Origin of the sequence: Bradyrhizobium ontarionense, assembly GCF_021088345.1 — a bacterium.
Lineage (GTDB): Bacteria > Pseudomonadota > Alphaproteobacteria > Rhizobiales > Xanthobacteraceae > Bradyrhizobium > Bradyrhizobium ontarionense.
Genome location: NZ_CP088156.1, coordinates 8055131 through 8070637 on the forward strand (window position 1 = coordinate 8055131; position 15507 = coordinate 8070637).

General features: G+C 61.4%; 12 protein-coding genes. 2 read left to right on the forward strand and 10 right to left on the reverse strand.

The features are described 5' to 3' along the window. Positions 1-5: 5 nt before the first annotated feature. From LQG66_RS35410 to LQG66_RS35455, 10 genes are all read right to left on the reverse strand, one after another. Positions 6-929 (reverse strand): transketolase family protein, encoded by a 924-nt coding sequence (locus tag LQG66_RS35410; RefSeq protein WP_231320719.1) that lies wholly within the window; start codon positions 927-929, stop codon positions 6-8. Further along, positions 926-1774 carry a transketolase gene (locus LQG66_RS35415; RefSeq protein ID WP_231320721.1) on the reverse strand — a complete coding sequence of 283 codons (849 nt, stop codon included), beginning with the start codon at positions 1772-1774 and terminating at the stop codon, positions 926-928. The genes LQG66_RS35410 and LQG66_RS35415 overlap by 4 nt, the downstream gene beginning before the upstream one ends. A gap of 45 nt (positions 1775-1819) precedes the next feature. After that, complete coding sequence (locus LQG66_RS35420; RefSeq protein ID WP_231320730.1) at positions 1820-2818, reverse strand: NAD-dependent epimerase/dehydratase family protein; 999 nt, start codon at positions 2816-2818, stop codon at positions 1820-1822. 12 nt (positions 2819-2830) lie between these two features. Continuing rightward, positions 2831-3439, reverse strand: a complete 609-nt coding sequence (locus LQG66_RS35425; protein WP_231320732.1) for an SIS domain-containing protein — start codon at positions 3437-3439, stop codon at positions 2831-2833. Further along, the gene (locus LQG66_RS35430; protein WP_231320734.1) at positions 3436-4374 is read right to left on the reverse strand and encodes an NAD-dependent epimerase/dehydratase family protein; all 939 of its coding nucleotides are present in this window, start codon (positions 4372-4374) and stop codon (positions 3436-3438) included. Before LQG66_RS35430 ends, LQG66_RS35425 begins: the two co-directional genes overlap by 4 nt. 108 nt (positions 4375-4482) lie before the next feature. After that, on the reverse strand, positions 4483-5205 hold the full coding sequence (locus LQG66_RS35435; protein WP_231320744.1) for a nucleotidyltransferase family protein: 723 nt from the start codon (positions 5203-5205) through the stop codon (positions 4483-4485). Positions 5206-5214: 9 nt separating this feature from the next. After that, positions 5215-6720, reverse strand: a complete 1506-nt coding sequence (locus LQG66_RS35440; RefSeq protein ID WP_231320753.1) for a PfkB family carbohydrate kinase — start codon at positions 6718-6720, stop codon at positions 5215-5217. A gap of 722 nt (positions 6721-7442) precedes the next feature. Continuing rightward, positions 7443-8639 (reverse strand): hypothetical protein, encoded by a 1197-nt coding sequence (locus LQG66_RS35445; RefSeq protein ID WP_231320755.1) that lies wholly within the window; start codon positions 8637-8639, stop codon positions 7443-7445. 78 nt (positions 8640-8717) lie between these two features. Continuing rightward, positions 8718-9854 carry a hydrolase gene (locus LQG66_RS35450; RefSeq protein WP_231320757.1) on the reverse strand — a complete coding sequence of 379 codons (1137 nt, stop codon included), beginning with the start codon at positions 9852-9854 and terminating at the stop codon, positions 8718-8720. A gap of 62 nt (positions 9855-9916) precedes the next feature. Next, positions 9917-11419: an MBOAT family O-acyltransferase gene (locus tag LQG66_RS35455; protein WP_231320759.1), complete on the reverse strand. Its 1503-nt coding sequence runs from the start codon at positions 11417-11419 to the stop codon at positions 9917-9919. 600 nt (positions 11420-12019) lie between these two features. Here LQG66_RS35455 and LQG66_RS35460 point away from each other — a divergent pair. Both LQG66_RS35460 and LQG66_RS35465 read left to right on the forward strand, forming a co-directional pair. Further along, positions 12020-13075: a hypothetical protein gene (locus LQG66_RS35460; RefSeq protein ID WP_231320761.1), complete on the forward strand. Its 1056-nt coding sequence runs from the start codon at positions 12020-12022 to the stop codon at positions 13073-13075. Between the two features lie 437 nt (positions 13076-13512). Next, positions 13513-15477, forward strand: a complete 1965-nt coding sequence (locus LQG66_RS35465) for a TIGR04372 family glycosyltransferase (protein ID WP_231320764.1) — start codon at positions 13513-13515, stop codon at positions 15475-15477. Positions 15478-15507 lie beyond the last annotated feature (30 nt).

Here is a 15507-nt window from a genome sequence, read left to right on the forward strand (position 1 = left end):
ATGTCTCAGCTCAACACGTGGATGATCTTGTCCGCGATCTGGTGGCCGGTCAGTCCCAGCACCTCGCGGGCATATTCCTGTTCGCCGGATTTCTTGAAGAAGGCGTCGGGCGTGCCGAAGCGCAGGAACTTCTGGTGCTTCGTCTCGGTATCGGCGAGCCATTCGGAGACGGCGGAGCCGAAGCCGCCGATCAGCGAATGCTCCTCGATGGTCGCGACCAGCTTGAAGCGGCTGAAGGCCTGCTTGAGCTTGTCCTCATCCAGCGGCTTCACGGTGTGGAAGCTGACGACCTCGGCGGAGATGCCCTTCTCCTTCAACTTGTGCGCGGCTTCAATGACTTCCGGCAGCATGTTGCCGGTCGAGAGCAGGCAGACGTCGGAGCCTTCCTCGATCGTGATCGCCTTGCCGATCTTGAAATCCGTGATGGGGCCCTTGTGAACGACCGGCTCACCCTTCTTGCCCATGCGGATGTAGACCGGACGGTCCTGCTGCATGGCCGCCCGCAACGCGCCGCGCACCTCGAAGGCGTCGCCCGGGCAGATCACGACCATGTTCGGGATCGAGCGCAGGAACGAGATGTCCTCGCAGGCGTGATGGGTCGGGCCGAGGCCGGAATAGGAAAGACCGGCGCCGACCGCGACGATCGTCACCGGTGCCTCGTGATAGCAGACATCGGTGCGGATCTGCTCCAGGCAGCGCGTCGTCACGAACGGCGTGATGGTGTAGGCGACCGGGCGCAGGCCGTTCATGGCCATGCCGGCGGCGACGCCCATCATGTTGGCTTCGGCGACGCCGCAGTTGAAGAAGCGGCTCGGATGCTTGTCCTTGAACTTGTCGAACAGACGGTTGCCGATGTCGCCCGAGAGCATGACGACGCGGCTGTCCTCGTTGCCGAGCTTGGTCAGTTCGTCAGCGAACGCATTTCTCATGACAGGCCGAGCTCCTTGAACGACTTGACGACTTCCTCAGCGGTCGGGGCGCGATAATGCCAGTTGTTGTCGTCCTCCATGAACGACACGCCCTTGCCCTTGACGGTATGGGCGATCAGCGCCACCGGCTTGCCGGAGCCGTTCGGGATGTTCTGCATGGCTTCCGCCAGCGCGCCGACGTCGTGGCCGTCGATCTCGTGCGCGTCCCAGCCGAAGGCGGCCCATTTGTCGCGCAGCGGCGCCAGCATCAGGGTCTCGTTGGAGCGCGCGGTCGCCTGCCACTTGTTGTAGTCGACGACGACGCAGACATTCTCGAGCTTCTGGGCGGCGGCGAACATCGCGGCCTCCCACACCGAGCCCTCGTTGTTCTCGCCGTCCGACAGCAGCGCGAACACGCGGAAGCTCTCGCCCTTGATGCGCCCCGCAAGCGCCATGCCGCAGCCGAGCGGCAGGCCGTGGCCGAGCGAGCCGGTGGCTGCCTCCACGCCGGGCAGCAGGTTGGCCGGCGGATGCTCGGCGAGCCGGCCGCCGTCCTGGCAATAGGTCTCGAGCTCTTCGATCGGGAAATAGCCCTTCATCGCCAGGGTCGCAAACAGCGCCGCGGCGGCATGCCCCTTCGACAGGATGAAGCGATCGCGCAGCGGATCGGTCGGGTTTGTCGGGTCGATGTTCAGCACGTGCCAATAGGCCGCGGTCATCGCGTCGGCGCAGGACAGCGAGGACGCCAGATGGGCGGCCTGCGCTTTGTGCGACATCTGGATGATCTTGCCGCGCAACTTCGCCGCCTGCGCCTTCAGGGCGGCGACGTCAGGCTTGGCCGCTGTGCTCCGGACTGCCACGTTCATCGTGCTCTCCAGTCGCGCTTCCCCGGGGAAGCGCAGGGGTCTCGATCAGGGTTTATGGTCGTACTTGGTCGGCAGCTTGGCCATGACATCTTCGAAGCGTCGCGCCCAGGCGATGACGTCGTCGATGCCCTGTTCCAGCGAGAACGTGTCGCGCCAGCCGAGTTCGGTGCGCAGCTTGAAGCTGTCGAGCGTATAGGCGGTGTCCTTGCCGGGGCGCTCGGGGCCGATCTCGACGCAGTCCTCGAACGATTTGCCGAGCCGCGCCAGGATCATCTCGACCAGGGTGCGGATCGAGACCAGCTCATAGCCCGAGATGTGATAGGTGTCGCCGAGCGTGCCCTTGCGGCCGATCTTCACTGTCGCATCCGACACGTCGGTCATGTGGATGAAGACGCGGATCGACTTGCCGCCGCCGTCGAGGCGCAATTTCTGCCCGGTCATCGCGGCCACGATGGTGCGCGGCACGATGCGATAGAGCTGCTGGCCGGGGCCGTAGACGTTGGCCGCCCGCGTGAACACGACGGGAAACTGGTAGTTGGCGAAATAGGTGCGCAGGCTCATGTCGCCGGCCGCGCGCGACACCGCATAAGGCGTCGACGGATTGAACGGCGCATCCTCGCGCACCCAGCCCTCGGTCGAGCCGTAGACCTCCGGCGTGGTAACGTGGACGTAGCGGTCGAGGCCGTCATAGTTGCGCAGGATGTCGTGCAGCCTGACAGCGGAGACGACGTTGGTCATCATCCAGTGGTCCGGATACAGCCAGCTCTCGCCGACCATGCTCTGCGCCGCGAAATTCACCACATGGGTCGGACGCTCGGCCGCAAGCAGCGCCTTCAGCGCATCGAGATCGTGATTGAGATCGACGCGCTTGAAGCGCACGCTGCCGGGACGCTTCTGCCACTTGTAGGGCAGGAAGGCCTCGTGCGGCTCATCCGACCGACTGGTCGCGATCACGTCGTGACCGGCCGCAGCGAGGAAGTCGACGAAGGTTGCGCCCGAAAAGGAGTTCGAGCCGAGGATCAGGTACTTTTCGTTCGCAGCCATCGTCCCTGTCCGTCAGACCTCGCGTGTCGTGATGATGTCGCCGCGCTGGGCGTACAGCCACTGCATGATCATGTGGCCGATCACCATCTGCGCGTCCTCGGCGATCTGCATGTCGTCCACCGCAAAATGGATCGGCACATCGGCCAGCGCCTTGGACTTGCCGCCGGAAAAACCGAGCACGGCATAGCTGGTCATGCCGATCTTCTTGCCCTCTTCGAGCGCCTTGACGATGTTCGGCGAGTTGCCGGAGCCGGAGAACGCGATCAGCACGTCGCCCTTGCGCGCGAGCACCGCGAGCTGCAGCGAGAACACCTGGTCGTAGCCTTCGTCGTTGGCGAGGCAGGTGATCACGGACGGGTTCGACGACAGCGAATGCACCCGCAGGCCGGAGCCGGGCGTCTTCGAGAGCGCGTAAAGGAAATCGTTGGCGAGATGGTTGGCGTTGCCACCGCTGCCGCCATTGCCGCAGAAGAACACTTGGCGGCCGGTCTGCCAGCAATCGCGCAGCTCGTAGGCGAGCTTCTCGACCGGGCTCCAGTCGAAATCCTTCAGCACGGTGCTGAAGCGGCTGGTGTAGTCGGCGAACAGGCTGCCGGGGGTCTTGAAGGCCAAGACGTTCATTTCACGACCTCCTTCTCCATCCATTTCAGATTGTACCAGCGGTCCTCGTTCTTGAGCTGGCCTTGCGAGTACATGCCGATGATTTCCTTGATCGCGTCCTCCACCGTCTTCTTCGGGCGGAAGCCGGTCGCGAGCAGGCGATCGGAATTGACGCGATAGCTGCGCGGATCGTTCGAGGGCGTCACGATGACCTCGGCCGGCACGTGCTTGGTGACGAGGTTGGCGATGTCGAGGATCGAGATGTTCTCGAAGCCGGCATTGTAGACGCCGGTGTGCTCAGGATGATCGAGCAGGAACAGATAGAGGTCGGTGATGTCATCGATGTGAATGTTCGGGCGCGTCTGGTCGCCGCCGAACACGGTGATGCGGCCGTTCGTCAGAGCCTGCATCGTCAGCATGTTGACGGAGACGTCGAGTCGCTGCCTCGGAGAATAGCCGCACACCGTGGCCGGGCGCACGATCTGCACCACCATGTCGTCCTTGTAGGACAGCACGATGCGCTCGCCGCACATCTTGGTCTTGTTGTACTCGGAGATCGGCAGCAGCTCGAGGTCCTCGGTGACCTGCTCCTCTTCCTTGACGCCGTAGACGCTGCCGGAGGAGGCGTAGATGAAGCGCTTGATGCCGTGGCGGTAGGCGCGATCGGCGAGCTGCATCGTGGCGAGGCAGGAGATCTCCCAGGTCAGCTTGGGGTCGAGATCGCCGCAGGGATCGTTGGCAACGCTGGAGAGATGGATGATGGCGTCGACGCCGGTCAGGTCGATGGCGTCGGGATTGCGGACGTCGCCCTGGACGACCGTGAGATCCGGATGCGGCTCGAGGAAGTTGCCGAACCACATGATGTCGAACGCGACGACCTTGTGGCCGGCCTTCAGGAGCTTCGGCACGAGCACGCTGCCCTTGTAGCCGCACGCTCCGGTCACGAATACTTTCATCTGAGCAATCCCCGTGGCTCGCCTGTCGTTCCGCTCGCTCTCGCGTCGAGCGCACCTTTATACAAATTGGCAGCAAAAGGCGACCAGCCCAGCGACGAAAGCCGCCCGTCAAACGCCCCCGCCATGGCGTGGTTTGTGCTTAAACTCCAAATGCGCCCGGCGCAAGCTTTCCGGGTTGCCGATGTCCCGGTGATAACCACTGGTTTCCACGCACAAAATTCGTCCCAGATAGTTCGGGATGATTTCGGTGGAAAGGTCGACGACGGGTTTTCCGAGCGCCGCAATGTCCTCGATCACCTCTGGATCGAACACATAGACCGCACCATTGGCGAGGTTCCCGGGCGGATTTTCGACCTTCTCGTGAAACGCGACCACCCTGTTCTCGCGGTCGAGCTCGAGGATTCCGCAGGAACTCGGATCGTCGGTCCGGAACGCCAGCATGGTCATGATGCAGCCGGAGGGCCGGTTGGCATGAGCGGCGATCAGGCCTTCGACATCGAGGTCGGTCAGATTGTCGGCGTGTGCGACGAGAAACGGCTGGTCGCCGAACCATTCGCGGTTGGCAAGCACCGTGCCGCCGGTTCCGAGCAGTTCATCTTCGTGAACGAGGTCGATGCGGTCGCGCCACCGCGATTGCGCCACATGGGCCCGGACCTGTTCGGCCAGCCAGTGGGTGTTGAGCAGCGCCCGCTCGACGCCGCCCTCGAAAACGAGGTCGAGCCAGTAGTCCAGCAGTGGACGATCATGCACACGGACCAGGCATTTCGGCGTCGTGTCGGTGAGCGGGCGCAGCCGGCTTCCGATTCCCGCCGCGAGCAGAAGGGCACGCATGACGACATCCTACTCGTGGCTGAAGCCGGCTTCGTCGATTTCCCGCACCAGTTCCGCGGAGGTCAGCGGCAGATTGCCGACGCGGGAGACCTGCAGGGCCGCAGCCAGCGAGCCGAGATAGGACGCCTGCCAGATGTCTGCGCCTGCGCGCAGGGCCATCGACGACGCCATGAACAAGCTGTCGCCCGCGCCCGAGACGTCCTTTGGAGACGGATTGAAGGCGGGCAGGCGGTCGGAGGTAAACGTGCCGTCGGCCAGCGTGTTGATCAGCGCCCCTTCCGCGCCGAGCGTGATCACCAGGTTCTTGGTCCGCGCCCGCTCCACCAGCCGCTCGCTGATGACGGCAAGGCCCGAGATGAAGTCGTTCAGCGCGACGCGGGCCTCGCGCTCGGTCGGCGTCAACAGCGTCATGCCCCTGAAACGCGAGACATCGCCGGTCTGCGAGGACACTTGGCTGTCGGCTGCCATCATCACGCCCTTGGACCGGGCGAGATCGGCGATCGCGTCCACCAGGTCCTGCGGCAGGCAGCCATAGTTGAAGCAGGAGAACAGCAGAAGATCGCTGGTCTTCAATGCGCGCTCGACCGCCGCCAGCATCTGCCGCTGCAATTCGGCATCGGAGGCGTGCTGGCGCAGATGATTGACCCGCAACAGCGTCTTGTTGAGGGCGCGGAAACGCTGCTTGCGCGTGGTCGGCCTGGTCTGGTCGGTGAACGCATTGAAATTGACGCCGTGCTGCTCGAGCGTGTTGCGGGCAAAGCGCGCCGCCTCGTCATCGCCGACCAGCGTGAAGAATTTCACGTCGGCGCCCAGTCCATGCGCATGCGCCGCGACTGCGCCGGCGCCGCCGACGAAGGTGCGCGTCATCAGCGGGGTGACGACGATGGTCGGATCTTCCTGCGACATGCCGACGGCATCGCAGGTGACATATTCGTCGACGATCAGGTCGCCAATGACCGCCACCCGCATGCCGGTCAGCTTTCCGAGGAGACCCTTCAGGTTCGAGATATCGAAGCCGTGACGCTTGGGGAACTCGAGCGGTTTACGGACCGTCGACATGTCAACGTTCGCGTCGCGTTCCAACAGCGACAGCGAGGCAAATCGCAGTTCGCCGGACGAGAAGATCAGGCGTCCGCCATAGCTGTCGACGGCATCCTGCTCAGGGTTGGCGCGGTCTTCGAACTCCTTGCCTTTGACGACCACCGTCGGTTTCAGGCGTGCAATGAAGTCGGAAGCATTTGTTCCCAAACGCACGACATGGTGCACAAAAGAGATCGAGCGCACGTTCTCGAAGCGCATGTCCTGCGCCAGGGTCACGCCGGGAGTCGAATCCGGGTTGACGCCGACGACGAGCACCTCGGCCTGCTCGGCAGCGAATTTCAGAAGCCGCAAATGTCCGGGGTGCACGACGTTGAAATTGCCGGACACGAACGCAATGGTTTGCCCGGATTCGCATGACGCACGAATCGTCTCACAGGCCAGATCCATGCGGGCGGTATCGATCATCTGGTCCAAGGATTTCGCCTCCGGCTCATTCGTGCTGAAGTAAGATAGCCGGCCATCATGCTATTCGTCCGACTCATAACCTGTGACGCACGTGCATTTCCGACTTGGCACAGCTGCTCCGGGACTTTGTTCCGGACGTGCTTCGACCATCTCTCAACATTGATTCCATTGTCAAAAATCAAGATCATTCATCATGATCGGAACGATGAACATGGTGCTGCCCGTCATTTCTCAGCATCTCTTTATCAGGTGTGCGCAGCAGCACAAACACTCCTGTGAGCATCAGCGTCAATTCGGGAGTTTGAACGCGCCGGAATGCTGCTCCACAGGAAAGCAACTGATGCTCACGCCATCGGCGGCGCTCTCGGTCTGTGCACAAGGCACCGGCATATGCCGGATATGCTTTCGCCGACCCAAGTTGACGTGTCGTTGGTGGAGCGCGGTCGTCGACCCCGCGCGCGCTGAGTCAGCCCGTCGAATTGCACAGCGGCGGTCTGAACGAAGTGTCGACAGACGACCATTCGAGCGACTGGCCAAGGCCTCAATCGAAGCCATCGCTCCCCGCCGTTGGACGGTTGCGACCCTCGACGGCGGTGGCGCCTGGACGAGAAGGGAGGCTCGAAAGTTCACCGGCTACTTAGCCACTGGGATCGTCGAGACAACGGTCTTCAAGGAGGTATCCTGTCCAATTCAAGCAAAGCCAGGAGGCCCGCGAATCGTTGGCAACTGGTTCAGTGATAGAGGTCGAACTGTTCGTCTTTTCGCCGATCGAGGTCGGCCGCCAGGGCGTCCCGGTCGATCAGCGGGAACAGCTTGCTGAATTCGGGTCGGGTCAGCAGGGCGAGGTAGGTCTTGAGCATGCCCCGCTCGGACGGATGCGCTGGATCGAAGAAGTTGCCGGAATCCTGCGATATCTCGGTGCGACTCATGTCGAAGAACGGGATGCCGAGCCGTGCAAATCTCTCGACGGTCTGCGGGCTCTTGAGTTCGCGCCAGAGGCCTGAATAGGGCCAGTAGGTTTCGTCGGTATCGAGGAAGGCTGCCGCGCTCTCCAGCAATGGATACTGGATCGCAACCACCGAGAAGCCACGTTCGCGAGACAGTCGGGACAAGCGCTCGACCTCGCGAATTTGCCCTTCGCTCAGATGGGGGGCTCCCGGAAACGAGGATGTAACGTATTGAGCGCCTCGGGACAACGTCTCTGCCGATGTGCTTCGATAGGGTGGGGCGACGATGACAGAACCGTCCTTGCGGAATCCGAACTTTCCGCGAATCGCCTCCGGACCAATCAGTATGTTGTTATCCACGGGCTCGACTTGCGGAGTGAGTAGCGTGGACCGAATGGTATCGACATTTCCGCCGGTCCGGATCACGAAGTCCGTCACGTCGTGCAACTTCCGCCGGTGCGAATCGATGCCCTGGGTGAAGTCCATCGTGCGTTCCTTCCGCCAGGCCTCGGCGAGGAAATCGCCGAACAGGAAGTAATCCAGCGCCACGATGACGACCCGCGGCTTCGCAGCCGTGGTCGCGCGATCTATGAAATCCACGACGTGTGTGAGAGGCCAAGCCGTCAGGCAGGCGTTGTAGGCCACATAGGGGCGAAACATCTGCTCGCGGGCTTGGCCGCAGCGTGAGCTTCCCACCAGCAAGACCTCAGGGCGGATCTGCCTGATTCGCTCGAGCTTGTAGGGCGCATAGTCCTTGAATGTGCCGAGCCAGACGAGTCGATCGCTACGCGACTGCTCCACCGCAATCACCGACAGTGGAACCGTCGCGCCCAATCGCCACCCGGCCCATTCCAAAACCGCCAGCAGCGGCACGAAAACGGCAGCAAATAGCGCCACGACTATCGCGAGATACCGAGTCACCGGTTCGTACCCACTTTGATGGTATTGCATACTGCCAAGTTCGACGATTTTGGCTCGCAATCGGCATCATCCTGAAGTCGATTGCGCGCATTCAGGCTAGTGGCTAAGAGGGGCGGCTGCAAGAACGTCGTCTCGCGCTCAGCTTTTCGGAAGAGCCGCGAGAGAGTGCTGGATCTCAGCGGCATCGATCCTCGGAAACTCTGCTCGAAAATCCGGATCGTTCAGCAAATGCAGCATCACTCTGGCGGCGCCGGATTCGGCGAGGTGGTATGCGTCCACGAAACTCGCTGTCTCATCTTCCATCGGCAGACGCGCCAGATCAAAGAAAGGGATTCCTATCTCCCGCAACCAGTTCCTGGTCTCCTTGGCTGCGAACTCGCGCCAGGCGCCGAATCCGAGGGGACCGGCCTGCTCGCGATCCAATAGATCGACGCCGGCGCGAATGAATGGCAACTGGATGCCCAACAGCTTCACGCCGCGTGCCTCTGCGATCTCGGCAAGACGCATGATCGGTTGCTTCAGCCACGATGAAAGGCCCGATGCGCGAGGCAGGGTCTCAGCGAGCGTTTCTGCGTTCATGTAACGTGAGCGCGCGTCGGCAACGTGGCCCGGTGAATAGAGGTACGACCCGTCGTCGCGGAAGCCCTCCTCATGAAAGATGGATTGAGTGCCGATGAAGGCTGTCGGCGCGTTCAGGTAGTTCCGAAAAGGGGCAGGGTGGCGCGTTGCCGTCCGGGCAAAATCCAGCAGGCTCGATCTCACATAGGAGAGAGCGCGATCATGATACATCTTTCGTGGAAGCGCGAACCATTCTTCCCATCGTTCCGCGAACAGGAAATGATCCAGCGACAGGATCGCGATCCTGGGGGGCGCCTGCCGCGTGGCGCGCTCGAACAGATCGGCCATCTGGCCGGTGGTCCAGGCCGTGAACGAGAGATTGTAGAACCGGTAGGGAGCAAAAAGAGCAGCCCGAAACGTGCCTGCGCGCGATGTGCTGATCCAGATGATTTCGGGGTGCTCCTGCTCGACCCTCGCCAGCTTGAACGCCGCGTTGTAGCGCAGATCGAACGGAAGCACGATCTGCTCCGGGTGGTCCCGTTGCGATTGCGCAAGGTCCTTCAGGGTCGCGGAAGCGCCGAATGGGCGGGCGGCGTGAAACAGGCCGATCGGAGGAAGGTAGCCTGCAACGGCAGCGGCTGCCAGAACGCCCATGCAATAGCGCCGCGTGAGATCCCTTGGCGGCAGTTCCGCGCGAGGCTGCGGCTGGTCGTTCATGCGCCGGTCGTTTGAGCCGTGATCCGTCACGATGAGCCCACGCTCCGGGTGCGCCTACGTGCTCAGAACTGGAAATAGAGGAACTGCGAGGTGTCGCCGGCAATGATGTTCATGAGCACCGCTGCAACCAGCGCGACGGACGTCCCGATTGCCCAGGCCAGGGACGGTCGCCACTTGAGGTTGAGGATGCTCCAGGGCCGCGGATTGTGATAGGTTTCCAGGCCGACCTTCCAGCTTTCGAACATCGCGTTGACGTTGGGGAGCGCAAGACAGGCGGCGTAGCCCAGCAGGATTGCGATCATCAGGCGCGGGTCCACGAGGTTCGTCATCGTGATCCGCTCTGGATTGGACAGCCCGATCATCCCCTTGATGAGCCTGACGGCAGCGTTCGGATTGTCGGCGCGGAAGAAGACCCAGGCCAGAACCACGACGAATTGCGTCAACAGAAGTGCCGCCACGGCGTACCAGACGGAACCCGACAGGCGGGCGAGCGTCGGCCGCGCCTGGACGAATTTGCTCCAGCGATGATTGACGATCAGAAACAGCCCGTGCAGGGCGCCCCAGATCACGAACGTGAAGCCTGCTCCGTGCCAGAGGCCGCCGAGCAGCATGGTGGCGAAAAGGTTCGCATTCCGACGATGCTCGCCATAGCGGTTGCCGCCCAGGGGAATGTAGAGATAGTCGCGCAGGAATCGCGACAGGGAGATATGCCATCGACGCCAGAATTCGATGATGCTCTGGGACTTATAGGGGGCGTCGAAATTGAAGGGCAGCTTGATCCCGAACATGATCGAAATGCCGATCGCCATGTCCGAATATCCGGAAAAGTCGAAATAGATCTGCAGCGAGTAGGCGAGCGCGCCGCCCCAGGCATCCATCAGATGGAGATGGCTCGAATTGGCTGCCTGGAATACAGGATTGGCGACCAGGCCAAAGCCGTCGGCGATGAACGACTTCTTGAACAGGCCAATCGTCAGGATCGTGAGGCCGACCGCGACCTTCTCGATGGAAATCCTTCGGCTGTCCTCCGCGCCGAATTGCGGAATCATCTCGCGATGATGCAGGATCGGCCCCGCGACCAGATGCGGGAAATACGTGACGAACAGCCCATATTTGACGAAGCTGCGCTCATCGGCGTAGCCGCCATAGACGTCGGCCAGATAGGCGATCTGGGTGAAGGTGAAGAACGAAATACCCAGTGGAAGAACGATGGCGAGCGATGGGTACTTCGATGCGGAGAGCGCATTGAATATCTGAATGCCGAAGTTGGTATATTTGTAGAACGCGAGCGCTCCGAGATTGAGCGTGACGGCGGTCGCAAGGAGGCCGCTGCGAAGCTTTCCGCTCTGTCCTGCGATGAGCAGGCCCATCGTGTAATTGAAGACGATGGAGACCAGGATGATCGGGACGAAATGAATGTCCCAATAGCTGTAGAAGGCCAGCGACGCGGCGGCGAGCCAGCTCAAGCGCGCGAAAGGTGCCACGAAAAAGCGGGCCAACAGGAAATATCCGGCGAACGTCACCGGCAGGAACAGGAACAGAAACTCAAATTGCGTGAAGAGCATACCAAGTTTCGCGATGTTGCCGCATGTTGCGTTGCTTTATCAATGATTGCGGGCGCTGCCAAGTTGGGCGAGGCCACACATGCGGTGATTTCGGGGGATGCTTCTTTCGGCCGGGAAACGAACGCAGTCAGCCGCCCGATCGGGCGACGGCGCGGGCGCACACTTTTCGGCTAGCAATTCTTCTGCTATGGCTGCCCGCAATTCGACCGGCGATGTAACGATGAGGCTTTCGCGTATTCGCTGAATCGGGTCTTTGCGGTAGTCGATGGGCGGTCCGCGACATGCACGGGGCGGGATGCAATCTTCGATTTTTGCGGGCCTTTGCAGCGGTTACCTCGTCAATGCATGCAAATGCATGAGGCGGGTGAAGGGGACCGGCGGTGAACTGAGTGCTGGTTTTTCTGGGCTTCCAGCCGCAAGAATGGCTTCGGCGGCGAAGCGGGCTACCTATGGAATGCACAGATGACGTCGTGACGGGTCCGCGCATAGGCGCCTAAACAGAGCGCGGGGATCCTTGAGCACGTTGTTTCAGGACCGCATTTCGTCCCCGGATTTTCCTCGATCCGAGTCCCAAGCAGACTATCAAGCGAGATTTGCGTCATGTCGACAGTCACCGGGACGGCACCGGAAACGACGTCAGAACCGTTTGCCTTCAGGCGCTATCTCGCCGTGGTCGGCATTGTTGGCATCATGGCGGCTTTCGTGTTTTCGCTCGGTCTGTCCCAGCTCTCTTTTGACGGTTGGACGCTGCGGGACGGCCTGTTGCAGATTCCACGTCAGGGAGACGCCAACTGGTACCGCGATTTCGGAGGCCGCCATGTGCCGCAGATCCAGGACCAGGACATCTTCTACAGCAATTTGGGAGGGGCGGTCGACGCAGCCAAGAATGCTGACATCGTTTTCCTCGGTCCGTCCTTCGTCAATTATGCCGTTGACAGGCAGACGCTCGAGCGATCGCCGATGCTCGATCGATTGAAGATCTACAATATGGCCTTTGTCGGATTGCGTGGCGGCGAGTTCTCGCGCCGGGTGATCAAGCGCTGGAAAATCCGTCCGCGCCTCTGGGTCATCAACGCCGACGACCAGTTTGTTCATTTCTTCAGCAGCGATCTCAATGTCACCCTTGGTCCGCAGAAGCAGCCTATCGCTGCTGTAGGGCGCAGTCGGCTCCGCGGGTACCTTACCGTCATTGGCCGCAATCTGCACTGGCGCATCGAGGACCTGGTCGCGGCGTATCAAAACGGATATTTCACGCCGACCGGACTCTATCGCAACGTCTTCAACGGCGACATGGGACTGGACGCGAACCCCGGCTATGTTGCCATGGGCAACAAGCCGATGTTATCCGCCCGTGATCCTGATTGTCACACGAACCCGGCGGTCGTAGCCTATGCGAAGACCCTGCTTGAAGAAATCGGTGGTCGGGTCGTGCTCACGCTGGTTCCCCACAGTCAGTCGTGCACGCAGCAGGCGGCAGAGTTGGCGAAGGCGCTGAATGTCGAACTGATCACCCCGCCGTTCGACGGCCTCACGACCGTCGACGGGGGCGGCCATCTGGACCAGCCGGGTGCGCAGAAGTTCACGAGCTATCTTGCCCGCGAGATCGTCAAGACCGAGGCATTCAAGCAGGCGTTCCCCGCCGGACTCGGTGAGTGAAGACACACAAAACGGCAGGGCACCTCGGTGAGAGCAAGCAGAGCGGTCTACGAGCAGCCGGGCTTCACGTTCACGTAGCCATTCGGATTCCGAGGCGCTGAGGCTGGTCCAAGGGAGGCGACGAGTATGTCCGGTGTCTCGATGTCCTGAATACCCCGTCTCGCTTCGGTTGGCGGCGTTCAGCTGCATGTTCGGCTTGGCTTGTCGGTCGCTCCTCTGATATAGCTGGCGCCAATCCGGTCGGCTCAATCATTGGTCGGCCTCTGCGAAGCAGGGTCTCCTCGTCGAAGGAGTTTCCGCTTCGAACCCGATGTGCGTCCGGTCCTCGTCCTGAGAATTGATCGTGGGTGCGCATCGCGCGCGATGTCCAGGGTCGGTCGTCCAAGCTCTGCCTTGATCCGAACGCGTGGAGTCAAGGTTACAGGGGACTTGGTCGCATGAAACTGCAAAAGCACCGGTCGAAGCGCTTGCGCCACAGGCGGTTTGTTTATCTGGTCTTTGTCGTGGTTGGAGCGATCCTCAATCTGCTGCCCCGACGCATCGTGTTCCTTCTTCTCGTGATCGCCGACGTCGTGAGGGTTCCGCTCCGGGAGCGCTTGTATCAGGCGTATTTTCCCTATGTCACGTCTCGCCTCGTAGATCAGCCAGGGTTTCGTTTCTCGACCGCTCTCAGCCGATGCTTCCATGAAGCCTCAGCGCGCGTCTTGTCCAGCATTGGCGCTTACCGAGAAGTGGTTGGTGCTGTCCGCCGCGAAACGTTGTCGCTGGACGATACTGATATCAGATACGCACTGGTTCGATCGTTGTTCGAGCTGGGCGAGTTTACCGATGCACGAGAAGCCGCAGCCGGAGCGAGACCGGAAGAGCTCGCGACGGTCGTCGATCTGGCGTTCCACAAGGCCATGGTCGACATGATCGCGGGTGACGAAGCTGGGGCTCTCGATGCGATGTATTGGGCCTGCCGAGGCAGCCCGAGTTTCTTCCGTCCTCATCAGAACATAGCGGCGCGGAACTCCAAGCATTATTTTCCCAACACTCTGGATGTGCTGTGCGGGGCTCCTGGCCGATTGTTCGACTTGTGCAACTTCACCGGCCAGCGGGTGACGCATGTCGGCTGCGGTGAGATCGGCATTCGGCTGTTTGAGCGTGCATTGGATGCGCAACGGGACCTCCGCAAATCGCCGCCGTCGCTGTCTGATGAGTTGAAGCGGCTGCTCGACAGGCTCGACGTGTCCTTGGAAGCCCTGCGGCTGATTCCGGAGGAGTGGGCCACCCAGATCGGTCATCTCGGCATGCTCGACATTCTGTTCCGCATGCGTGAGCTTGGCTGGTGGTCAGGTGAAGCGGTGATCGTGGTCCGTCCGGAGCTGATCGCCAACGCGATCTTCTTCAAGCTCTTTGAAGGGCTTGGTCGGATCGTGGTGATCGGTGAGACCATATCGGAACGCGTGGGCGAGGAATTGCTCTCCTTGCAGCGTTGGTATGGCCTGAACTTCAACGCGTTCCGTTTGCCGGATGGGCGGACTGTGGCTTGGCAGGAAGCGGGTGCGATCGCCATCGAACAATGGGAGCGTGAAGGAAGAGGGCATCCGCTGCGTGAAATCTATGATCGGACCGCAGCCGTTTCGAACGTCGCAGCGGAGCGCTTCGATGAGCTCCGGTCCAGGCATGGCCTGAAGCCCGACGACTGGTATGTCTGCCTGCACACGCGGGACGCGGCCCACTACTTCGAGTTCATGGGCACGGGGCAGACCCATCGCAACGCGCCGATCGAGACATCCCTGGATGCCATTCGTCTCATCACCTCGCGAGGCGGATGGGTCATCAAGCTCGGTGGACCGAATTCTCCCAAGCTTCCTGCCATGGAACGCACGATCGACTATGCGTTGAGCGAGTTCAGATCGGATCTGATGGACATTCACCTCATCCGCCATGCCCGCGCGTTCATCGGGACCACGTCGGGGTTGACGAATGTCGCCGTCAGCTTCGGAATCCCCTGTGCGATCGTGAATGCGATTACGACGGATGCCCAGCTGTGGAACGGGAATGTCCGCTTTGCCCTCAAGCCGGTCAGGCTGACGGATGGGACCATGTTGACGCAGCGGCAACTGACGACGGCGCCCTGGCGTTGGCGCGTGTTCGATGCGGCTGTGCTGGGCCGGAGCGGTGCTCATCCGGAGAACAACTCTGCGGATGACATCCTGCGCACGGCGGAGGAAGTCTTGGCGGTTGCCGATGGCCGGACGGCTGAATTCGACGGCGGCCATGATGCCGACAGGCTGTTGTCACGCTGGCGACGTACGCTGGGATTGCCGTATTACTACGCCACAAGTCGTCCCAGTCTCGGTTTCCTCGCCCGTCACGAGAAGGATCTGCTGCGCGACACGGCTGAGGGCGACTGAGCCATGCGGGATCGCGACGGAGCATCGGAG

Excerpts from the sequence above, each read along its gene's own strand:
- LQG66_RS35410 (WP_231320719.1), bottom strand. The coding sequence starts at position 929 with ATGAGAAATGCGTTCGCTGACGAACTGACCAAGCTCGGCAACGAGGAC.
- LQG66_RS35415 (WP_231320721.1), bottom strand. The coding sequence starts at position 1,774 with ATGAACGTGGCAGTCCGGAGCACAGCGGCCAAGCCTGACGTCGCCGCC.
- LQG66_RS35420 (WP_231320730.1), bottom strand. The coding sequence starts at position 2,818 with ATGGCTGCGAACGAAAAGTACCTGATCCTCGGCTCGAACTCCTTTTCG.
- LQG66_RS35425 (WP_231320732.1), bottom strand. The coding sequence starts at position 3,439 with ATGAACGTCTTGGCCTTCAAGACCCCCGGCAGCCTGTTCGCCGACTAC.
- LQG66_RS35430 (WP_231320734.1), bottom strand. The coding sequence starts at position 4,374 with ATGAAAGTATTCGTGACCGGAGCGTGCGGCTACAAGGGCAGCGTGCTC.
- LQG66_RS35435 (WP_231320744.1), bottom strand. The coding sequence starts at position 5,205 with ATGCGTGCCCTTCTGCTCGCGGCGGGAATCGGAAGCCGGCTGCGCCCG.
- LQG66_RS35450 (WP_231320757.1), bottom strand. The coding sequence starts at position 9,854 with ATGAACGACCAGCCGCAGCCTCGCGCGGAACTGCCGCCAAGGGATCTC.
- LQG66_RS35455 (WP_231320759.1), bottom strand. The coding sequence starts at position 11,419 with ATGCTCTTCACGCAATTTGAGTTTCTGTTCCTGTTCCTGCCGGTGACG.
- LQG66_RS35460 (WP_231320761.1), top strand. The coding sequence starts at position 12,020 with ATGTCGACAGTCACCGGGACGGCACCGGAAACGACGTCAGAACCGTTT.
- LQG66_RS35465 (WP_231320764.1), top strand. The coding sequence starts at position 13,513 with ATGAAACTGCAAAAGCACCGGTCGAAGCGCTTGCGCCACAGGCGGTTT.